The organism is Hymenobacter sedentarius (assembly GCF_001507645.1).
In the GTDB taxonomy this organism is placed as follows: domain Bacteria; phylum Bacteroidota; class Bacteroidia; order Cytophagales; family Hymenobacteraceae; genus Hymenobacter; species Hymenobacter sedentarius.
The window spans coordinates 2,385,883-2,401,839 of sequence record NZ_CP013909.1 but is presented as its reverse complement, the minus strand read 5'-3'; the positions used below and the strand labels follow the sequence as shown (position 1 = coordinate 2,401,839).

18 protein-coding genes are annotated in these 15,957 nt (G+C 60.8%); 16 read left to right on the top strand and 2 right to left on the bottom strand.

The annotated features are described in order from the left end of the window. Nucleotides 1-129: 129 nt before the first annotated feature. From AUC43_RS09935 to rplS, 11 genes are all read left to right on the top strand, one after another. Nucleotides 130-3,120: a putative LPS assembly protein LptD gene (locus tag AUC43_RS09935; RefSeq protein WP_068192549.1), complete on the top strand. Its 2,991-nt coding sequence runs from the start codon at nt 130-132 to the stop codon at nt 3,118-3,120. A 144-nt stretch (nt 3,121-3,264) separates the two neighbouring features. After that, entirely contained in the window at nt 3,265-3,396 is a 132-nt protein-coding gene (locus tag AUC43_RS21710; protein ID WP_257721721.1) for a hypothetical protein, read from the top strand. Nucleotides 3,397-3,431: 35 nt separating this feature from the next. Further along, on the top strand, nt 3,432-3,653 hold the full coding sequence (locus AUC43_RS09930) for a hypothetical protein (protein WP_068192546.1): 222 nt from the start codon (nt 3,432-3,434) through the stop codon (nt 3,651-3,653). 162 nt (nt 3,654-3,815) lie between these two features. Continuing rightward, on the top strand, nt 3,816-4,631 hold the full coding sequence (panB, locus tag AUC43_RS09925) for a 3-methyl-2-oxobutanoate hydroxymethyltransferase (protein WP_068192543.1): 816 nt from the start codon (nt 3,816-3,818) through the stop codon (nt 4,629-4,631). A 314-nt stretch (nt 4,632-4,945) separates the two neighbouring features. After that, complete coding sequence (gene creD, locus AUC43_RS09920) at nt 4,946-6,427, top strand: cell envelope integrity protein CreD (RefSeq protein WP_068192539.1); 1,482 nt, start codon at nt 4,946-4,948, stop codon at nt 6,425-6,427. Between the two features lie 156 nt (nt 6,428-6,583). After that, a complete protein-coding gene (locus tag AUC43_RS09915) occupies nt 6,584-7,294 on the top strand; it encodes an RluA family pseudouridine synthase (protein ID WP_068192537.1) in 711 nt (236 codons plus the stop codon). A 226-nt stretch (nt 7,295-7,520) separates the two neighbouring features. Continuing rightward, nucleotides 7,521-8,276, top strand: coding sequence for an acyl-CoA desaturase (locus AUC43_RS09910; RefSeq protein WP_068192533.1), 756 nt, complete (start codon nt 7,521-7,523; stop codon nt 8,274-8,276). Between the two features lie 160 nt (nt 8,277-8,436). After that, nucleotides 8,437-8,982, top strand: a complete 546-nt coding sequence (locus tag AUC43_RS09905) for a 30S ribosomal protein S16 (RefSeq protein WP_068192529.1) — start codon at nt 8,437-8,439, stop codon at nt 8,980-8,982. Nucleotides 8,983-9,073: 91 nt separating this feature from the next. Beyond that, on the top strand, nt 9,074-9,655 hold the full coding sequence (gene rimM, locus AUC43_RS09900; RefSeq protein ID WP_068192526.1) for a ribosome maturation factor RimM: 582 nt from the start codon (nt 9,074-9,076) through the stop codon (nt 9,653-9,655). Between the two features lie 97 nt (nt 9,656-9,752). Continuing rightward, nucleotides 9,753-10,430: a tRNA (guanosine(37)-N1)-methyltransferase TrmD gene (gene trmD / locus AUC43_RS09895; RefSeq protein ID WP_068192523.1), complete on the top strand. Its 678-nt coding sequence runs from the start codon at nt 9,753-9,755 to the stop codon at nt 10,428-10,430. Between the two features lie 123 nt (nt 10,431-10,553). Beyond that, nucleotides 10,554-10,934: a 50S ribosomal protein L19 gene (rplS, locus tag AUC43_RS09890; RefSeq protein WP_068192520.1), complete on the top strand. Its 381-nt coding sequence runs from the start codon at nt 10,554-10,556 to the stop codon at nt 10,932-10,934. A 119-nt stretch (nt 10,935-11,053) separates the two neighbouring features. Here the strand turns inward: rplS and AUC43_RS09885 are convergent, their stop codons facing one another. Next, the gene (locus AUC43_RS09885) at nt 11,054-11,464 is read right to left on the bottom strand and encodes a hypothetical protein (protein ID WP_068192517.1); all 411 of its coding nucleotides are present in this window, start codon (nt 11,462-11,464) and stop codon (nt 11,054-11,056) included. A 149-nt stretch (nt 11,465-11,613) separates the two neighbouring features. Further along, nucleotides 11,614-12,321: a hypothetical protein gene (locus tag AUC43_RS09880; RefSeq protein ID WP_068192515.1), complete on the bottom strand. Its 708-nt coding sequence runs from the start codon at nt 12,319-12,321 to the stop codon at nt 11,614-11,616. Nucleotides 12,322-12,588: 267 nt separating this feature from the next. On the opposite strand from AUC43_RS09880, the gene AUC43_RS09875 reads away from it, so the two are divergent. From AUC43_RS09875 to AUC43_RS09860, 5 genes are all read left to right on the top strand, one after another. Continuing rightward, nucleotides 12,589-12,996: a 6-pyruvoyl trahydropterin synthase family protein gene (locus AUC43_RS09875; protein ID WP_068192512.1), complete on the top strand. Its 408-nt coding sequence runs from the start codon at nt 12,589-12,591 to the stop codon at nt 12,994-12,996. Beyond that, nucleotides 12,989-13,648, top strand: a complete 660-nt coding sequence (folE, locus tag AUC43_RS09870; protein WP_068192509.1) for a GTP cyclohydrolase I FolE — start codon at nt 12,989-12,991, stop codon at nt 13,646-13,648. Before AUC43_RS09875 ends, folE begins: the two co-directional genes overlap by 8 nt. Before the next feature lie 117 nt (nt 13,649-13,765). After that, nucleotides 13,766-14,101 (top strand): NAD-dependent epimerase/dehydratase family protein, encoded by a 336-nt coding sequence (locus tag AUC43_RS21685; protein WP_250636914.1) that lies wholly within the window; start codon nt 13,766-13,768, stop codon nt 14,099-14,101. Continuing rightward, nucleotides 14,098-14,700, top strand: a complete 603-nt coding sequence (locus AUC43_RS09865) for a TIGR01777 family oxidoreductase (RefSeq protein WP_250636913.1) — start codon at nt 14,098-14,100, stop codon at nt 14,698-14,700. The genes AUC43_RS21685 and AUC43_RS09865 overlap by 4 nt, the downstream gene beginning before the upstream one ends. A gap of 230 nt (nt 14,701-14,930) precedes the next feature. Then, a complete protein-coding gene (locus tag AUC43_RS09860; protein WP_233254147.1) occupies nt 14,931-15,956 on the top strand; it encodes a DUF1259 domain-containing protein in 1,026 nt (341 codons plus the stop codon). Nucleotide 15,957: the final 1 nt, after the last annotated feature.

Sequence of the window (15,957 nt, the reverse complement as noted above, 5' to 3'; positions counted from 1 at the left end):
AAACGAATTAACCGCTACTATACTTTGCCTGTTTGGTTTGGCCTTCGTTCTGAAGCCGGGTTTCGGCCATGGCCACCCCACGCAGCCCCTGTTGGGGCCCGCATCAGGCTGCTGGGCCTCTTAATTTTAATGGTGGCCGGTGCGGCCGGATCCGCCTGGGGCCAGGCCGTGACGCCACCCAAGCCCACGCCCCAAGCCAAGGCAGCGAAAAAGCGCACGGCCACCAACGCCCCGGCGCCCGCCCAGCCCAAGGTGCCCCTGGCCAAGCCCACGCAGCGGCCGGGCAGCGCCCCCACCCCACCGGTGCGCTTTATCTCGCCCGACCCGCGCGACCCGCAAGGCCCACCTCCGGCCGGCGCCCGCAATACCGGCCAGCCCCGCGTGCCCGGCACCTCGCACAAGCCCGTGCCCGACACCCTGGCCCCCGGCGGCGTCCGCAACACGGGCTTGCCGGGCGCCGTGAGCCGCACCGGCGACTCGTTGCAGGTCTCGGGCAAGCCCAAAGGCCAGATTGAAACCACGATAAAGTACGCGGCCAAGGACTCCATCCAGTTCGACGTGACCGGCAAGGTGGCCCGCCTCTACAACAAGGCCAGCGTAGACTACGGTGACACCGACCTGAAAGCGGCCGTCATCACGGTGGACTACGGCAAGAACACCATGACGGCCGACGGCAAGCGCGACTCGCTGAACAACAAGCTCGAAGGCCGGCCTGTGCTCAATGACAAGGGCGGCTTGTACACGGCCAAAAGCATTGCCTACAACTTCAAAACCAAGAAGGCCCGAGTAAGTGAGGCCGTGACCACCCAGGGCGAAGGCTACGTGAGTGCCTCCGTGATTAAGCGGCAGCCCAACGGGGACATTGATGGCCTGATAGGCCGCTACACCACCTGCAACCTCGAGCACCCGCACTTCTACATTCAGGCCAAGCGCATGAAGGTGATTCCGGGCGATAAGGTGGTGACCGGCCCCTTCAACCTCGTGATTGGCGACGTGCCCACGCCGCTGGGCTTCCTGTTCGGCTTTTTCCCCATGCCTACCACCAACCGGGGCTCGGGCGTCATCATCCCCACCTTTGGGCAGGCTGCCGACCGCGGCTACTACCTGAGCAACGGCGGCTACTACTTCGCGCCCAACGACTACATCGGCGTGCGCCTGACCGGCGACGTGTACGCTGGCAACGCGCAGAGCTTCGGCGGCTGGGGCGCCACGGCCGACGTGTCGTACCTGAAGCGCTACACCTTTCAGGGCAATTTTAACTTTCGCTTCTCGACCCGGCCCAGCGACCAGATTCTAACCACCGACGCGACTACCGGCCCGGCTTACATCAAGCCGGCCGCGGCCAACTCGTTCTGGATTACCTGGAGCCACACGCCCGTGCCCAAGCCCGGCGGCGGGCGCTTCTCGGCCAGCGTGAACGCCGGCACCAGCAGCTTCAACAAAATAAACAGCCTCGACGCGCGCCGCTACCTGTCCACGCAGTTCAGCTCCAGCATCAGCTACTCCAAGCAGCTGCGCAACCTGCCCATCAACTACGACGTGCGGCTCAGCCAGAGCCAGGGCACCGACGGCTCGATGACTTTTACCCTGCCCGACGTGAGCCTGGGCTTGGCCCGGCAGTACCCGTACCAGTGGTTTGGCATTGAGCCGGGTGCGTACAAGCTGGGCAAAGTCTACGAGCAGTTCACCCTGAGCTACAACCTGACGGCGCGCAACGAAGTGAGCAACATTGTGCCGGCCCGCAGCCTCGCCAACGGGCTGCCCCTGCTGGGTGGCACCACCGTGCCCACCAACATCCCGCTCAACCTTGACAATATCGGGAAGGTGCTGCGCAACTCCCGCAACGGCGTGCAGCACAGCTTCGGCATTGGGTTGGGCTCCTATTCTATTGCCCAGCACTTGCAGTTCACGCCGTCGCTCAACTACGGCGAGGTCTGGTACGGCCAGCGGCTCAACTATCGCTTTAGCCCCGTGGCCCAGGCCGTGCGCATCGATACCACCTACGGCCTGTACCGCATCAACAACTACTCGGCGTCGGCCAGCCTGAACACCACGTTCTACGGCACCATCAACCGCAAGGGCACCCACAAAATCCAGGCCCTGCGCCACAAAGTCACGCCCAGCCTGAACTACAGCTACTCGCCGGACTTTACCCAGCGCAGCAGCGTATTCCCCCAGCCCGACCTCTACGGCCTGCGCAACCAGTTCAACCAGCTGGTGCCCCGCGACCAACTCCAGGTCGTGAACGGCCGCAACCCCTACCCGTTCAGCAGCTTCAACAACTTCCTATACGGCACGCCCGGCGGCAGCAAGCAAAGTCAGATTACATTCAACCTGCAGAACTCGGTGGAGATGAAGGTGCGCGAAGCCAACGACACCACCGGCACCAACCCCTTTCGCAAGGCCAGCCTGATTGAAGGCCTCGACTTTAGTACCGGCTACAACTTCGCGGCCGACTCGCTGAAGCTCCAGCCGGTAGCGGTCAACTTCCGCACCCAGGTGGCCCGCAAGCTCAACCTCAACAGCACTGCCCTCTTCGAGCCCTACCAGCGCGACGCCCAGGGCCGCACCATCGACAAGTACTTGTTTGAGGCCAACCCGCGCAAGCTCCTGCGCCTGGCCTCGGCCACCTTCGGGGCCACCTATTCCTTCAACCCCGCCTCGGGCAACCGCAAGAGCGTGGTGCCCCGGGCCGTGGCCCCCACCAACGACCCCACCCTGGGCACGGTGGGCCAGCCCAATTATTACGCCGATTACGTCGACTTCGAGATTCCCTGGGAGCTGGCCCTGACCTACGCGGCCGGCTACACCACCAACCCCGTTCCGCTGAAACCCGGCGACGTGCGCCCGCCCATTCTGGCCCTGAACACGGTGGGCGTCACCGGCTCGGTAAAGCTCACGCCCAACCTTCGCCTGAGCTACAACCTAGGCTACGACATTACGCACCAGACCATTACCTACCCCAACGTCACGTTCTTCCGGGATTTGCACTGCTGGCAAATCACTGGCCAGTGGATTCCGTTTGGTGTCACCAAAGGCTACGGCTTCACCATATCGGCCAAGAGCAGCCTGCTGCAGGATTTGAAACTCAACCGCAACCGCTACCAGCAGTACCAGTAAGTTGAGCCAATAGGTGAGCGCCGGTTCGCGCCGTTCGGGGGCGCGGTGGAGTCGTTGGCAAAGTCATTGCATCTGTTGGTCTTAAATCTCCATTCTGCCGGCCGTTTGGTTCTGACCTTTGGCGTGCAATTCTATCCGCACCCTATGCCTGCCCATTCCCTGCGTGTCTTATTGGCGGTCGATGACCTTAAATTAGCCAAAGAGCTGGCGGCCCCTTTTCGGCAAGCCGGCCACGATGAAATCATTGTGGTAGAAGCCCGGGGGAAGCCGCCCTGAAAGCCGCGCGGCTCCTCCACCCCGATATTCTCAGCTTGTGTGGCCCGCTGCGGGGCGACCTCGACGTGGTGAGCCTGACGGCGGCCCTGGAAGCCGGCAGCTCTACGCCCGTGCGGGTACTGCTGGTAACCGACCCGGCCGAACTGCCCGACCTGTTGGCGCTGCATGATTACTCCCGGCTTTCCCAGCCCAACTCCGAAGAATCGGACACTCCGGACAAATCCCTGGACTCTTCGCTGGAAGAAGCGGAACTGTAAGAAAAGCAACCATTCATGGGCGCCAGCCTGCGCCCTCCTTTTAGCCCCTGCGCCTTGGCCAGGGGCTTTTTGGTTCGGGTACGGCGGAGGCTAACGAAATTGTTGCCAGCTTTGCCCCGCCAGACGGCCCTTTACCCCAATCCCTGCCCTCCCTCGCCCACCATGTCGCAGCACAAGGAAGTCAAACTCGTTACCACCCACCAAATGCTGGCCATGAAGCAGCGGGGGGAAAAAATCTCCATGCTCACGGCCTACGACTACTCGATGGCCCAAATCCTTGACGGGGCGGGCATCGACGTGCTGCTCGTCGGCGACTCGGCCTCCAACGTCATGGCTGGCCACGAAACCACGCTGCCCATTACCCTCGACCAGATTATCTACCACGCCCAAGGCGTAGTGCGGGCCGTGAAGCGCGCCTTTGTGGTGGTAGATATGCCGTTTGGCTCGTACCAGGGTAACTCTTCGGAAGCTCTACGCTCGGCCATCCGCATCATGAAAGAGAGCGGCGGCCACGGCGTGAAGCTCGAAGGCGGCGCCGAGGTGAAGGATTCCATCATCCGCATTCTCACGGCCGGCATCCCGGTCATGGGCCACCTGGGCCTCACGCCCCAGAGCATTTATAAGTTCGGCACCTACACCGTGCGCGCCAAGGAAGAAGCCGAGGCCCAGAAGCTGCTCGAAGACGCCCGCCTACTCCAGGAAATTGGCTGCTTTGGCTTGGTGCTCGAAAAAATCCCCGCGGCCCTGGCCAAGCAAGTGGCCGAGGAGCTGACCATTCCGGTTATCGGCATCGGCGCCGGGCGCCATGTCGACGGCCAGGTACTGGTCGTGCACGACATGCTGGGCCTCACCAAGGAGTTCAAGCCCCGCTTCCTGCGTCGCTACGCCGAGCTACACGACATCATGACCGAGGCTGTGCAGCACTACGTGGCCGACGTGAAAAGCCGGGAGTTCCCCAGCGAAGAAGAAGGCTACTAAGCCACTTACGGAAGAACGTAACAAACCCAGAATGTCATGCTGAGCGCAGCCGAAGCATCTCGCGTGCAGCAGTAACCAAGCTAGCTCAACGAAGCGAGCGAGATGCTTCGGCTGCGCTCAGCATGACTGTTTTCTTTTGTCTTTTCGGATAGGTTCTAAGCCACCGAAGAAAAATTGAGCTAAATAAAAAAAGCCTGGTCGGTAGCCACTCATGGTGCTACTGCCCAGGCTTTTTTTATTTTCTTCAGCTTGATACCAATTTATGATTTCTTCCTTTACTTTGTAATTCAAAGTACTTCTAAGCACGCGCAGCCATGGACACCTCCCCCACCATCTTCGACCGCCTCAACAGCTGGATGAGCGGCTCGGTCACCCTCAAACTGCTCAGCATCGGCCTGCTATTGCTCTTGCTGCTGATTCCATCGAGCATGGTGCAGGACCTTATCACGGAGCGGGCCGAAAACCGCGACGCGGCCACGGCCGAAATCAGCAGCCAGTGGGGCGGCGCGCAATTGGTGCTGGGCCCCGTGTTGGTGCTGCCGTACACGGCCCGCGTCATCGATGAGAAAGGGAACGTGAGCGAAACCACCCGCTACCTTAGCCTGCTGCCCGATACGCTGGCCACCACGGGCACCTTGGCGCCCGAGCGGCGGCACCGCGGCATCTACGAAGCCGTAGTGTACCGGGCGGGCTTGCACGTGCAGGGCGCTTTCCAGGCCCCGCCCCTGTCCGACCTGGGCGTGCCGGCCGCCAACGTGCGCTGGTCCGAAGCCTTCGTGGCCGTGGGCATTTCCGACATGAAGGGCATCCGAAACGCCCTGGCCCTGCGCTGGGACGGCCAAGCCCATGGCTTCGAGCCGGGCGTGCCCGCCGCCGACGTGTTGCCCTTCGGCACCGCCCCCACGCACACGACCGAAGTCACCACCGAAACCAATGAGCGGCTGCGGGCGGCCAAATACCTTGGCGATGAAGCCGGAGCCCGGGGCCGGGGCCAAGCAGCTAATGGGCTGAACGCCCTGGTGCCCCTGCCCAACGAAGCGGCCCTAACCCGCCGCCACACCTTTTCTTTCGACCTAGACCTGAACGGCAGCACCGGCTTGCTCGTAGCGCCCCTGGGCCGCCAAACCAGCCTCCGCCTGAGCGCCCCGTGGGGCGACCCCAGCTTTATCGGCGCCTTTTTGCCGGCGCACCGCACCGTGGAGCCTAAGAAATTCACGGCCGACTGGCGGGTGCTGCACCTCAACCGCAACTACGCGCAGCACTGGCGCACCGACGGCGACCGGCCCAATGTGGACGCCTCCACCTTCGGCGTGCGCCTGCTGGTACCCGTGAACGAGTACCAGAAAACCATGCGCGCCGCCAAATACGCCCTGCTGCCGCTCACGCTCACCTTCCTCGTTTTCTTCTTTGTGGAAGTGCTGAACCGCCGTCGCATTCACCCTTTCCAATACATCTTGGTGGGCCTGGCGCTGGTCATTTTCTACGTGCTGCTGCTGGCCTTGTCCGAGCAAATGCCGTTTGATGCCGCCTACGGGCTGTCGGCCCTGGTGATTGTGGGGCTGGTGACGGCCTACGCAGCGGCCAGTTTCCGGCAGCGCCGCCTCACGGCCGCTACCGCCGGGGTACTGGCGGTGGTCTACGGCTTCCTGTTTGTGGTGCTGCAGCTGCAAGACTATGCGCTGCTGGTGGGCAGCCTGGGCCTGGTCGTGGTGCTGGCGGCTGTGATGTTTCTCTCACGCAACGTGGACTGGTACCACCCGGCCGGCGAGCCCGCCGAGGGCCCGGTCCGGGTGTAAGGCAGTTGGGGTCCTGCTCCCGCTCAGCTTCGTATCTTCGCCGCTATAAGAGCAAGAGCGGAGCGCCCGGTGAGTGTGGTCTGATGATGTGCGGAAGCCCCCGAGTGGGCCCAGGCCCCCTCCTGCTGAACCCAATATCCCGCCCGCACCCGCCGCGTGAATCGTCCCAACATCTGGTCCGAAGGCAGAGAAATTCTGTTTGAAGACAACCACCTCCTCGTTATCAACAAGCCGGCTGGCCTGCTCGTGCAGGGCGACGCCACCGGCGACGAGCCCCTTTCCAAGAAAGCCGCCGAGTACCTGCGCTTCAAGTACAAGAAGCCTGGAGAAGCCTTTATCGGCGTGTGCCACCGCATCGACCGGCCCGTGAGCGGCATCGTGGTGCTGGCCAAAACCAGCAAGGCCCTAAGCCGGCTCAACGAAATGTTCCGCGATGGCCTGATGACCAAAACCTATTGGGCCCTCACCGGCAAGCCGCCCGTGCCCGAAAACGGCAAGCTGGTACACTGGCTAGTGAAAGACACCGTGCGGAACGTGACCAAAGCGTATTCAGAAAAGCACTCGCAGGGCTTGCGCTCGGAGCTGGAATACGAGCTGTTGGGCCAAGCCGGCAACCGCTACCTGCTGCAGGTAAACCCCGTGACGGGCCGCCCGCACCAGATTCGGACCCAGCTGGCCACCGGCCTGGGCACGCCCATTGTGGGCGATGTCAAGTACGGCTTCATTGCGCCGCTGCCCGACGTGAGCATTGCCCTGCACGCCCGCCAGCTCAAGTTGCAGCACCCCGTCACCAAGGAGATGATGACCTTCGTGGCACCCCTGCCCGATGCCCCGCACTGGGACGCGGCCCGGGAATTTTACAAGTAACCGCGCGGCTCTAAGCCGCCGTTTTGTGACACTAGCTCAACGCCAGCCCAAGGAGGCAGTTGGGCCGCGGCTTATTTGCACGTAACGGCTCGTTTGGTGCAACATTTTGGCCTTCGCCGCTCGAGCCCATCCGTCCGCGCACACCGTGGCCGTAATTTTGCGTTACCAATGCTGAACCTTACCACCGGCTTTTTGCTTGTGCGGGCAGTTCAGCTTGCTACTTCCTATGGCTATCCTCATTTTCTTCGTCGCGCACTACTACTTATCGTTGTTCACCCAAACATTTTACCTGCACCGCTACGCGGCGCACAAAATGTTTACAATGAATAAGTTCTGGGAGAAGTTTTTCTTCGCCTTCACGTACATCTGCCAGGGCAGCAGCTTCCTCTCGCCCCGGGCCTACGCGCTGCTGCACCGCATGCACCACGCCTATTCCGACACGGCCCTGGACCCGCACTCGCCCCACTTCTCGAACAACGCGTTCGACATGATGTGGAAGACCAAGGTGATTTACAACGACGTAGTGAACGACGTGCACGAAGGCGCCAAGCGCTTCGAAGGCGACATTCCGGAGTGGAAGTGGCTCGATAAGTTTGGCGGCACGGTGTACTCCCGCGTGGGCTGGGGCACAGCGTACGTGCTGTTCTACATCAACTTCGCTACCGCTTGGTGGCAGTACCTGCTGCTCCCCATTCACTTCCTAATGGGCCCCATCCACGGCGCCATCGTGAACTGGGGCGGCCACAAGTACGGCTACCAGAACTTCGACAACAACGACAAATCCAAGAACACGCTGGCCCTGGACTTCCTGGCCTTCGGCGAGCTGTTCCAGAACAACCACCACAAGCTGCCCATGCGCGTAAACTTCGGCGTGAAGTGGTGGGAGCTCGACCCCACTTATTCCGTTATCTGGACCCTAGACAAAGTCGGCGTCATCAAGCTGAAGCGCAAAGTAGCCAAGCGCGTCGCTGTACCAGCCTAACGCAAGCAGCTCAATAACTATCAAAAGCCCTGGTTTCAACGCCAGGGCTTTTTTCGTGCACGTGCTAGCTAATGCCCTGAACAAACGCTACCTTTGCACTCCAAATTTTTGGATATCTCACTAGACGCACGAGTTGCGTCGCACAAAACCCCAACGGTTTATGGCAGTTAAAATCCGCCTCGCCCGCCGTGGCCGCAAGAAGGCCGCGACTTACGACATCGTAGTAGCTGACGCCCGCGCTCCCCGCGACGGCCGTTTCATCGAGAAGCTCGGCACCTACAACCCCCAAACCAACCCCGCCACCATCAACTACGACGCCGACCGCGCGTTCTACTGGATGATGACCGGTGCTCAGCCCACCGACACCGTTCGGGCCATGCTCAGCTACCGCGGTGTACTGTACCGTCGTCACCTGCAGCTGGGTGTTGACAAAGGCGCTATCACGCAAGAGGTAGCCGACGAGCGTTTCAACGCTTGGAAAGAAGAGAAAGACGCCAAAATCGAAGGCAAGCGCACCGGCCTAGTTGACGCCAAAGCAACTGCCAAGCAGGCTGCTTTCGCTGCTGAGACCAAGGTGAAGGAAGCTCGTTCGGAAGCTCAGCGTCAGAAAGCTGCCGCTCTGCTGGCTGCCAACACGCCCGCTCCCGCTGCCGAGGAAGCTACCGAGGCTCCGGCCGAAGAAGCTGCTCCCGAAGCTGCCGAGTAGTTTTTAGGTTTCTAAACCGAAAGGGTTTGGGGGTTGTGAGCCGGACCGGCTGGCAACCCCCAAACTTTTTTCGTTATACCCCTCCCCGCCCATGCTTCTCGACGAAACGTATCAGCTCGGCTACATCATCAAGACCCACGGCCTGCGCGGCCACGTGGTGGCCCACTTCGATGTAGACGATGCCAAGGCTTATCAAAAGCTCAAAACGGTGTACCTGGCCCTGGCCGGGGCCCCCACCAAGCTGGTGGAGCACAAAGTAGAAATGGTGCAGCCCCAGACCGGCTCCAAAGTGCTGCTCAAGCTCAGCGGCATCGACCGCATTGAGGAAGCCGAGCCCCTGCGTGGCTCCCAGCTCCACCTGCCCCTCACCGACCTGCCGGCGCTGGAAGAAGACCAGTTCTATTTCCACGATGTCATCGGCTTCACCGTAATCGATGAAAATCTGGGCGAGCTGGGCACCGTGGAGAACTTCTACGAGCTGCCCCAGCAAGACATGCTGGCCATGCGCTACCAGGGCCAGGAAGTGCTGATTCCGGTAGTGGATGAGCTGGTGAGCCACGCCGACCACACGAAGAAGCAGATTTACGTGAACCTGCCCGACGGCTTGCTCGACGTCTACCTCAAGCCCTCGTCCCGCGACAAGGAAGAGCCCGACGAATTCGACGAGGCGTAGTGTAGTAAGTATAGTAGCGCGGACTTTTAGTCCGCGCGTGCACGACAACTGAACGAGCCGACCATTCGCGGACTGAAAGTCCGCGCTACTGCCCACCATGCGCATCGATATCCTCACCTGCCTGCCCGAGTTGCTGGTTAGCCCTTTCTCCCATTCCATCGTGAAGCGGGCGCAAGACAAGGGCCTGGCCGAAATACATCTGCACCAGCTGCGCGACAAAGCCATCAACAAGCACGGTCAGATTGATGATGCCGTGTTTGGCGGCGGTGCCGGCATGGTGTTGCGCGTGGAGCCCATCGCGGCCTGGATAGATGAGTTGCAGGCCCAGCGGTCTTACGACGCCATTATCTACCTCACGCCCGATGGCGAGACCCTGCGCCAGCCGCTGGCCAACCGGCTGTCGCTGTTCCAGAACATCATCATGCTTTGCGGCCACTACAAGGGCATCGACGAGCGAATTCGCCAAACCTACATCACCCACGAAATCAGCGTGGGCGACTACGTACTGAGCGGCGGCGAGTTGGGCGCGGCCATCCTGGTTGATGCCGTGGTGCGGCTGCTGCCCGGCGTGTTGGGCAATGAGGAGTCGGCCTTGTCGGATTCTTTTCAGGACGATTTGCTGGCGCCGCCGGTGTACACCCGCCCAGCGGAGTGGCGCGGGCAGGCCGTGCCCGACATTCTTTTATCGGGCAATACGCCCAAAATTGAAGAGTGGCGGCATGAGCAAGCCCTGGCCCGCACGCAGGCCCGGCGGCCCGATTTACTGAGCCACTAGCAGTTGGTACTGCTTTGCGTAATAAACACTTGCTATCCTCGACCGAAAGCGCTATCTTTGCGCTCCGTTTCGATAAAATACTAATTCCCGACGGCGGCGCCGTCTTTCGCAATTTTCTCAGCCATGAGCGTACTACTTGACTTTATCCAGGCCGAATCGCAGGAGCGCCGCGCCAGCTTCCCCCAGTTCGCCGCCGGCGACACGATTAACGTGCACGTGAAAATCCGCGAGGGCAACAAGGAGCGCATCCAGCAGTTCCAGGGCGTGGTGCTGCAGCGCCGCAACCCGAGCTCCAACGGCGAAACCTTCACCGTTCGCAAGATTTCTAACCAAATCGGTACCGAGCGTATCTTCCCCCTGCTCTCGCCTAACATCGACAAAATCGAGGTTGTCCGTCGCGGCAAAGTACGTCGTGCCCGTCTGTTCTACCTGCGCGGCCTGTCCGGCAAAGCTTCCCGTATCAAGGAGCGTCGCCTCAACCAGGTTGCCAAGGCTTCGGCTTAAGCACTCCCGCAGCCTTCGGGTTGCCCTGTTATCAAAAAAGCCGGCCCCACGTGTGGGGCCGGCTTTTTTGGGTTTACGTGGCTACTACTTAGCCCAACTACGCGTGAAGCAGGCCGAGCCTAGCTATGCGAAGAGAAGTCCTGGGGCAGGCTGCCGTCTACTTCTACCGAGCCACCGCCCTGCAGCTGCTGCGCAACTGCTGTGAGTACCTCACCGAGCTTGGTGATACGCGTGGCCGTGTTTACGTTCTCCGCGAAATTGGCGGCTTGGGTGGTGTTGGTGCCCAGACGGGCCAATAGTGGGGCAATGACATTTACGTCGAGGGAGCCACCGCCAAAGTGCGCCTTGAGGGCTTGCATGTCGACCACCAGCTGGTGGAAAGCGGGGTTGTTGGCATCCTTCAGGTCTTCAATCCAGCGTTGAAACTGGTTGTCGAGGCCGGCGCGGGTGGCGGATTCCGTAAGGTCGCCGGTGAGCAGGCCAATGGCCCCATCGAGGTGTACTTGGTGCTGAACTTCTTTCTTTTCCATGGTGGGTGTTGTTGGTAAGCGGCCGCTACGGTTGCGGTCTATGTAGCCAACGTAGTTCAGGCCGCCGGGGTTGGCAGATGGGCCAAACAAAAAGCCCCGCCGTTACCGGCAGGGCTTTATTATATAAGATATTCGAGGCCTATCGAAGACTATTCAATCTTGGTCATGCGGTCTTTCACGGCCTCCAGGGCCACGCGCATGTTGACAATATCACCGCGGGCGGCTTCCTGCTCTTTCAGGTTCGCATCGATGAGGTTGTTGAACTGCTGAAGTTCGGCAGCGTTGGCGGCCAGCATCTGCTGGATTTCAATTTTGCGGGCCTTGTTCTTCTCGATGTCCTTCTTGATGGTGTTGGACTTCTCAATCACGGCCATGTGGTTGTTTTGCGAGGCTACCAGGGCGCGCTCGGCTTCGGCAATCTGCGACACGATGTCTTCGCGGTACATCATGCGGGCGAAGTCCTTCAGGTACTTCTCGGCCGACTTCCACTGCACCGGGGTCTTCTCTTTGGCGAGGTAAGCGTTGCCCAAGTCAATGCTCCACCATACGGTGGTTCCAGTAGGCGTAGCGTCCACCTTGCTGATAACCCGAATCGGGGTGGGTGCAATTTCTTCGATGATGATGCCGTCCAGCGTTAGTACACCTTTGGTGTTCTTTAGCTTGTTGCCAAACTTCTCGCTGAGCTGCTTGAGCCAGGCGGCCTCTACGCGCTTGTTGTCGAGCTGCACGCTCACGCGCTGGCCCGTGCGGGGCACGTTGTTAATCGACATATCATATTCGTCCACAGGTGACCGCTGCGCGTAACCGCCCAGTGTAGCCAAGAATACAACGAGCAGGATGAGTAGGCTTTGTTTCATGGAAATAATAATTTTATGAAAGCTTTAAAAATGGGCGAGAAAAAAGTCGAATTGAAACGGTGCCGTTGTCTGGCATTTCAAATTTAGGGTCTTTCTTCTATCCAAATTCTTCCGGGTACTACTTTTTTGAGAATAACCCCGTTTTTATTCCTTAAATCATATTATTGCTTTTATAAATTCCAATATTTTTGCAGCCCTAAATATCTGGCGGGCAATTGGCCATGGCTGGCTGCAACAAAGCTCGCCTGGTACCGGTTGTAGGCCTCTATGCAAGTTACCGTTTGCCGCACCGAGCACTTTAATGCCGCCCATCGCCTGCACAACTCCAATTGGAGCGCCGAGCAGAACACCCGGGTGTTTGGCAAGTGCAACAACCCCAACTACCACGGCCATAACTATAACCTGACCGTGCGCCTGACCGGGCCGGTGGACCCCGAAACGGGCTACGTGTATGACCTGAAACGGCTCAGCGACCTTATTAAGCACGAAGTGCTGGACCGCTACGACCACCGCAACCTGAACCTGGATACGGAAGAGTTTCGTACCTTAAACCCCACGGCCGAAAACATCGCCACTGTAATTTGGCAGCGCCTGCGCCCGCACCTGGACACCGGCCTTGCCCTTTCGGTCACGCTCTACGAGACGGACCGCAACTTTGTAGAATACCATGGATAACCTCTCCGGCTTGGCTCCGGCAACCGACGCGCACCTCCCGAGCAGCCTGCGCACCCCTCTTCGCGACGACGCCTTTGACCAAGCCGACGAGGCGAAGATTGCGGCCATTGCGGGGCATTTCGAGGCCATCATGCGGGAGCTGGGGCTGGACCTGCGCGACGACAGCCTGGCCGGCACGCCCCGGCGCGTGGCCAAGATGTACGTGCAGGAGTGGTTCAAGGGCCTGGACCCCAAGCACCGCCCCGAGGTGCGCCTGTTCGAGAACCGCTACGGCTACCACCAACTGCTGGTCGAGCGCGACATCACGCTCTTTTCCTGCTGCGAGCACCACTTCGTGCCCATCATCGGCAAGGCCCACGTGGCTTACCTGCCCGGCAGCCACGTGGTGGGCCTGAGCAAGCTCAACCGGGTGGTGCAGTACTACGCCCGCCGCCCGCAGGTGCAGGAGCGCCTCACCCGCCAGATTGCCGAGGAGCTCAAGCTGAGCCTGGGCACCGACGACGTGGCCGTGCTCATCGAAGCCGACCACCTCTGCGTGATGAGCCGCGGCGTCAACGACACGAGCAGCTCCACCCTGACCAGCGAATACGGGGGCCGTTTTGCCTCGGACGAAGCATTGCGGAGCGAGTTTTTGCGCCAGATTGGCAAGTAAGCCAGCGCCTTTGTAGGTTCATGTTCTGGAACGGCCGCACGGCTCCACCGGCAAGGGAAAGCGGCGGCGCGCGGCAGCCATTCTACCTTTGTTTGCACTAGCTGGCAATAATCCCCCATGACCGAAAACTCTCCTCGCAAAGTCCTCATTACCGGCGGCACCGGTCTCATTGGGACCCGCCTTGCCGAAATGCTGATTGACAGCGGCTACGAAGTGGCACTGCTCAGCCGGGAGCCCACCAAGAGCAGCCGCTACCGCAGCTTCCGCTGGGACCCGCGGGCCGGGACCATCGATGAGGCCGCCATTCCCTACGCCGATTACATCGTGAACCTGGCCGGGGCCAGCGTCTCGGATGGCAAGTGGACCGATGAGCGCAAGCGCGACATCATGACCAGCCGGCTGGGGGCCTGGCGCTGCTGCACCGCGAGCTGGCCAAGCAAAAGCACCACGTGAAGGCCTTTATCTCGGCCTCGGCCATCGGCGTGTACGGCGACACCGCCGACACCGTCCTCACCGAGGACACGCCGCCCGGCCTGCCCACCCACGATTTTCTGGCCGACGTGGCCCACCAGTGGGAGCTGGCCACCGAGCCCATTGCGGCCCTGGGCATCCGCACGGTCATTCCGCGCATCGGCATTGTGCTGAGCACCGAGGGCGGGGCCCTGCCCCAGATGGCGCGCCCCATGAAGCTGGGCGCCGGCGCGGCCCTGGGCAGCGGCAGGCAATTCATGTCCTGGATTCACCTCGACGACCTTTGCCGGCTCATCATGGCCATGATAGACGACGACAACTGGCAGGGCACCTACAACGCCGTGGCCCCCGCCCCCGTCACCAACCAGCAGTTTACCGAAACGCTGGCCCAGGTGCTGCACCGCCGCCTGGTGCTGCCCAAGGTGCCCGCCTTTGGCCTGAAGCTGGCCCTGGGCGAGATGAGTGAGATTGTGCTGGCCTCGCAGCGGGTTAGCGCGGACAAGGTGTTGGCGCAGGGCTTCACCTACGAGTACCCGGAGCTGCGCGGCGCGCTGGATGCGCTGTATGGGGAAACGGTGTAGCTTCGCGATTGCCCCTTGGGGCGCTACTGGACAGCGTGTTAAAAAGCGCGCGATGCCAGGAGATATTTCAGCTTAATTCAGGTGATTGGCCGGCTAGGTATCGGCTAGATTCCCAGGCAACTGCTGCCTAAAATCCTGTCGAACCGTACAAGGAAGCAGTCCCATTCCTTACGGCTGCTGGTTGAAATCAAGAGAGCAGACCAAGCCAAGAGGGCTTTAACCTGACTCCGATGATGAATGCTCAATTTTCCCGTCGCGATTGGCTCAAGACCACGGCACTGGTCACTACGCCGCTGCTACTAAGCCCTGTGGGCGCGTTTGCAAAGCCAACAGCCTCCGGCAGGACGCCGCCGCTGAGCGCGGCCGACATTGCGGCCATCGAAGCCGCCATGGGCAAGAAAGGCACCTACGTGGAGGCGCAGGCGACCCTCACCACGCCGCTGCCCCGCAACGACTTGAAAGTAACCATCAAGGGCGAGCCGGTGCCCACGGCCCTGGGATTCGGCGGCTGGGTGGCCATCAAGCACACGCTGGACGGTAAGTCGGCCATGCTGATGAGCGACACCGTGCTGCTGCAGGAAGAAGTGAACCCGCTTATCTCGGCTGCTCATGCCAATGGCCTGGAAGTGGGCGCCATTCACAACCACTTTTTCTACGAGGAGCCGCGCATCTTCTACATGCACATCCATGGCATGGGCAGCCCCTCCGAACTGGCCCGGAAGTATGCCGCTACCCTGAAAAACTCCAAGCTGCTGCCGGCCAACCAGCCACAAGCCAGCCCAACGACGGCAACCCAACCGGGCAACACCACCACTCCAGCCGCCGCTGCGCAAACCGGCAAAGAGCTGTTTGACCTGGCTGCGCTCGACCAGATAGTGAAGTACCAGGGCACCGTGAATGGCCCAACGTACAAATACACCGTGGGCCGCGCCGACTTGCAGTCCGTGATGATGGGTACGGAAATGACGGCCGCCATTGGGCTAAATTCCTGGGCAGCATTCGCGGGCAAGCACGCCGATGCGCACATCGCCGGCGACATCGCCATGCTGGAGCGTGAAGTCAACCCCGTTATCAAAGCCTTGCGGGCCAACAACCTGGAAGTAGTAGCCGTGCACAACCACATGCTCTTCGACCAGCCCCGCATGATGTTTCTGCACTACTACGGGCGTGGGCCGGCCGCGCAACTGGCTCAGGGCTTCCGGGCGGCGCTAAACGAACTCGGCCAAAAAGAGGGAAGCCCGCACATGCAGCACTAGC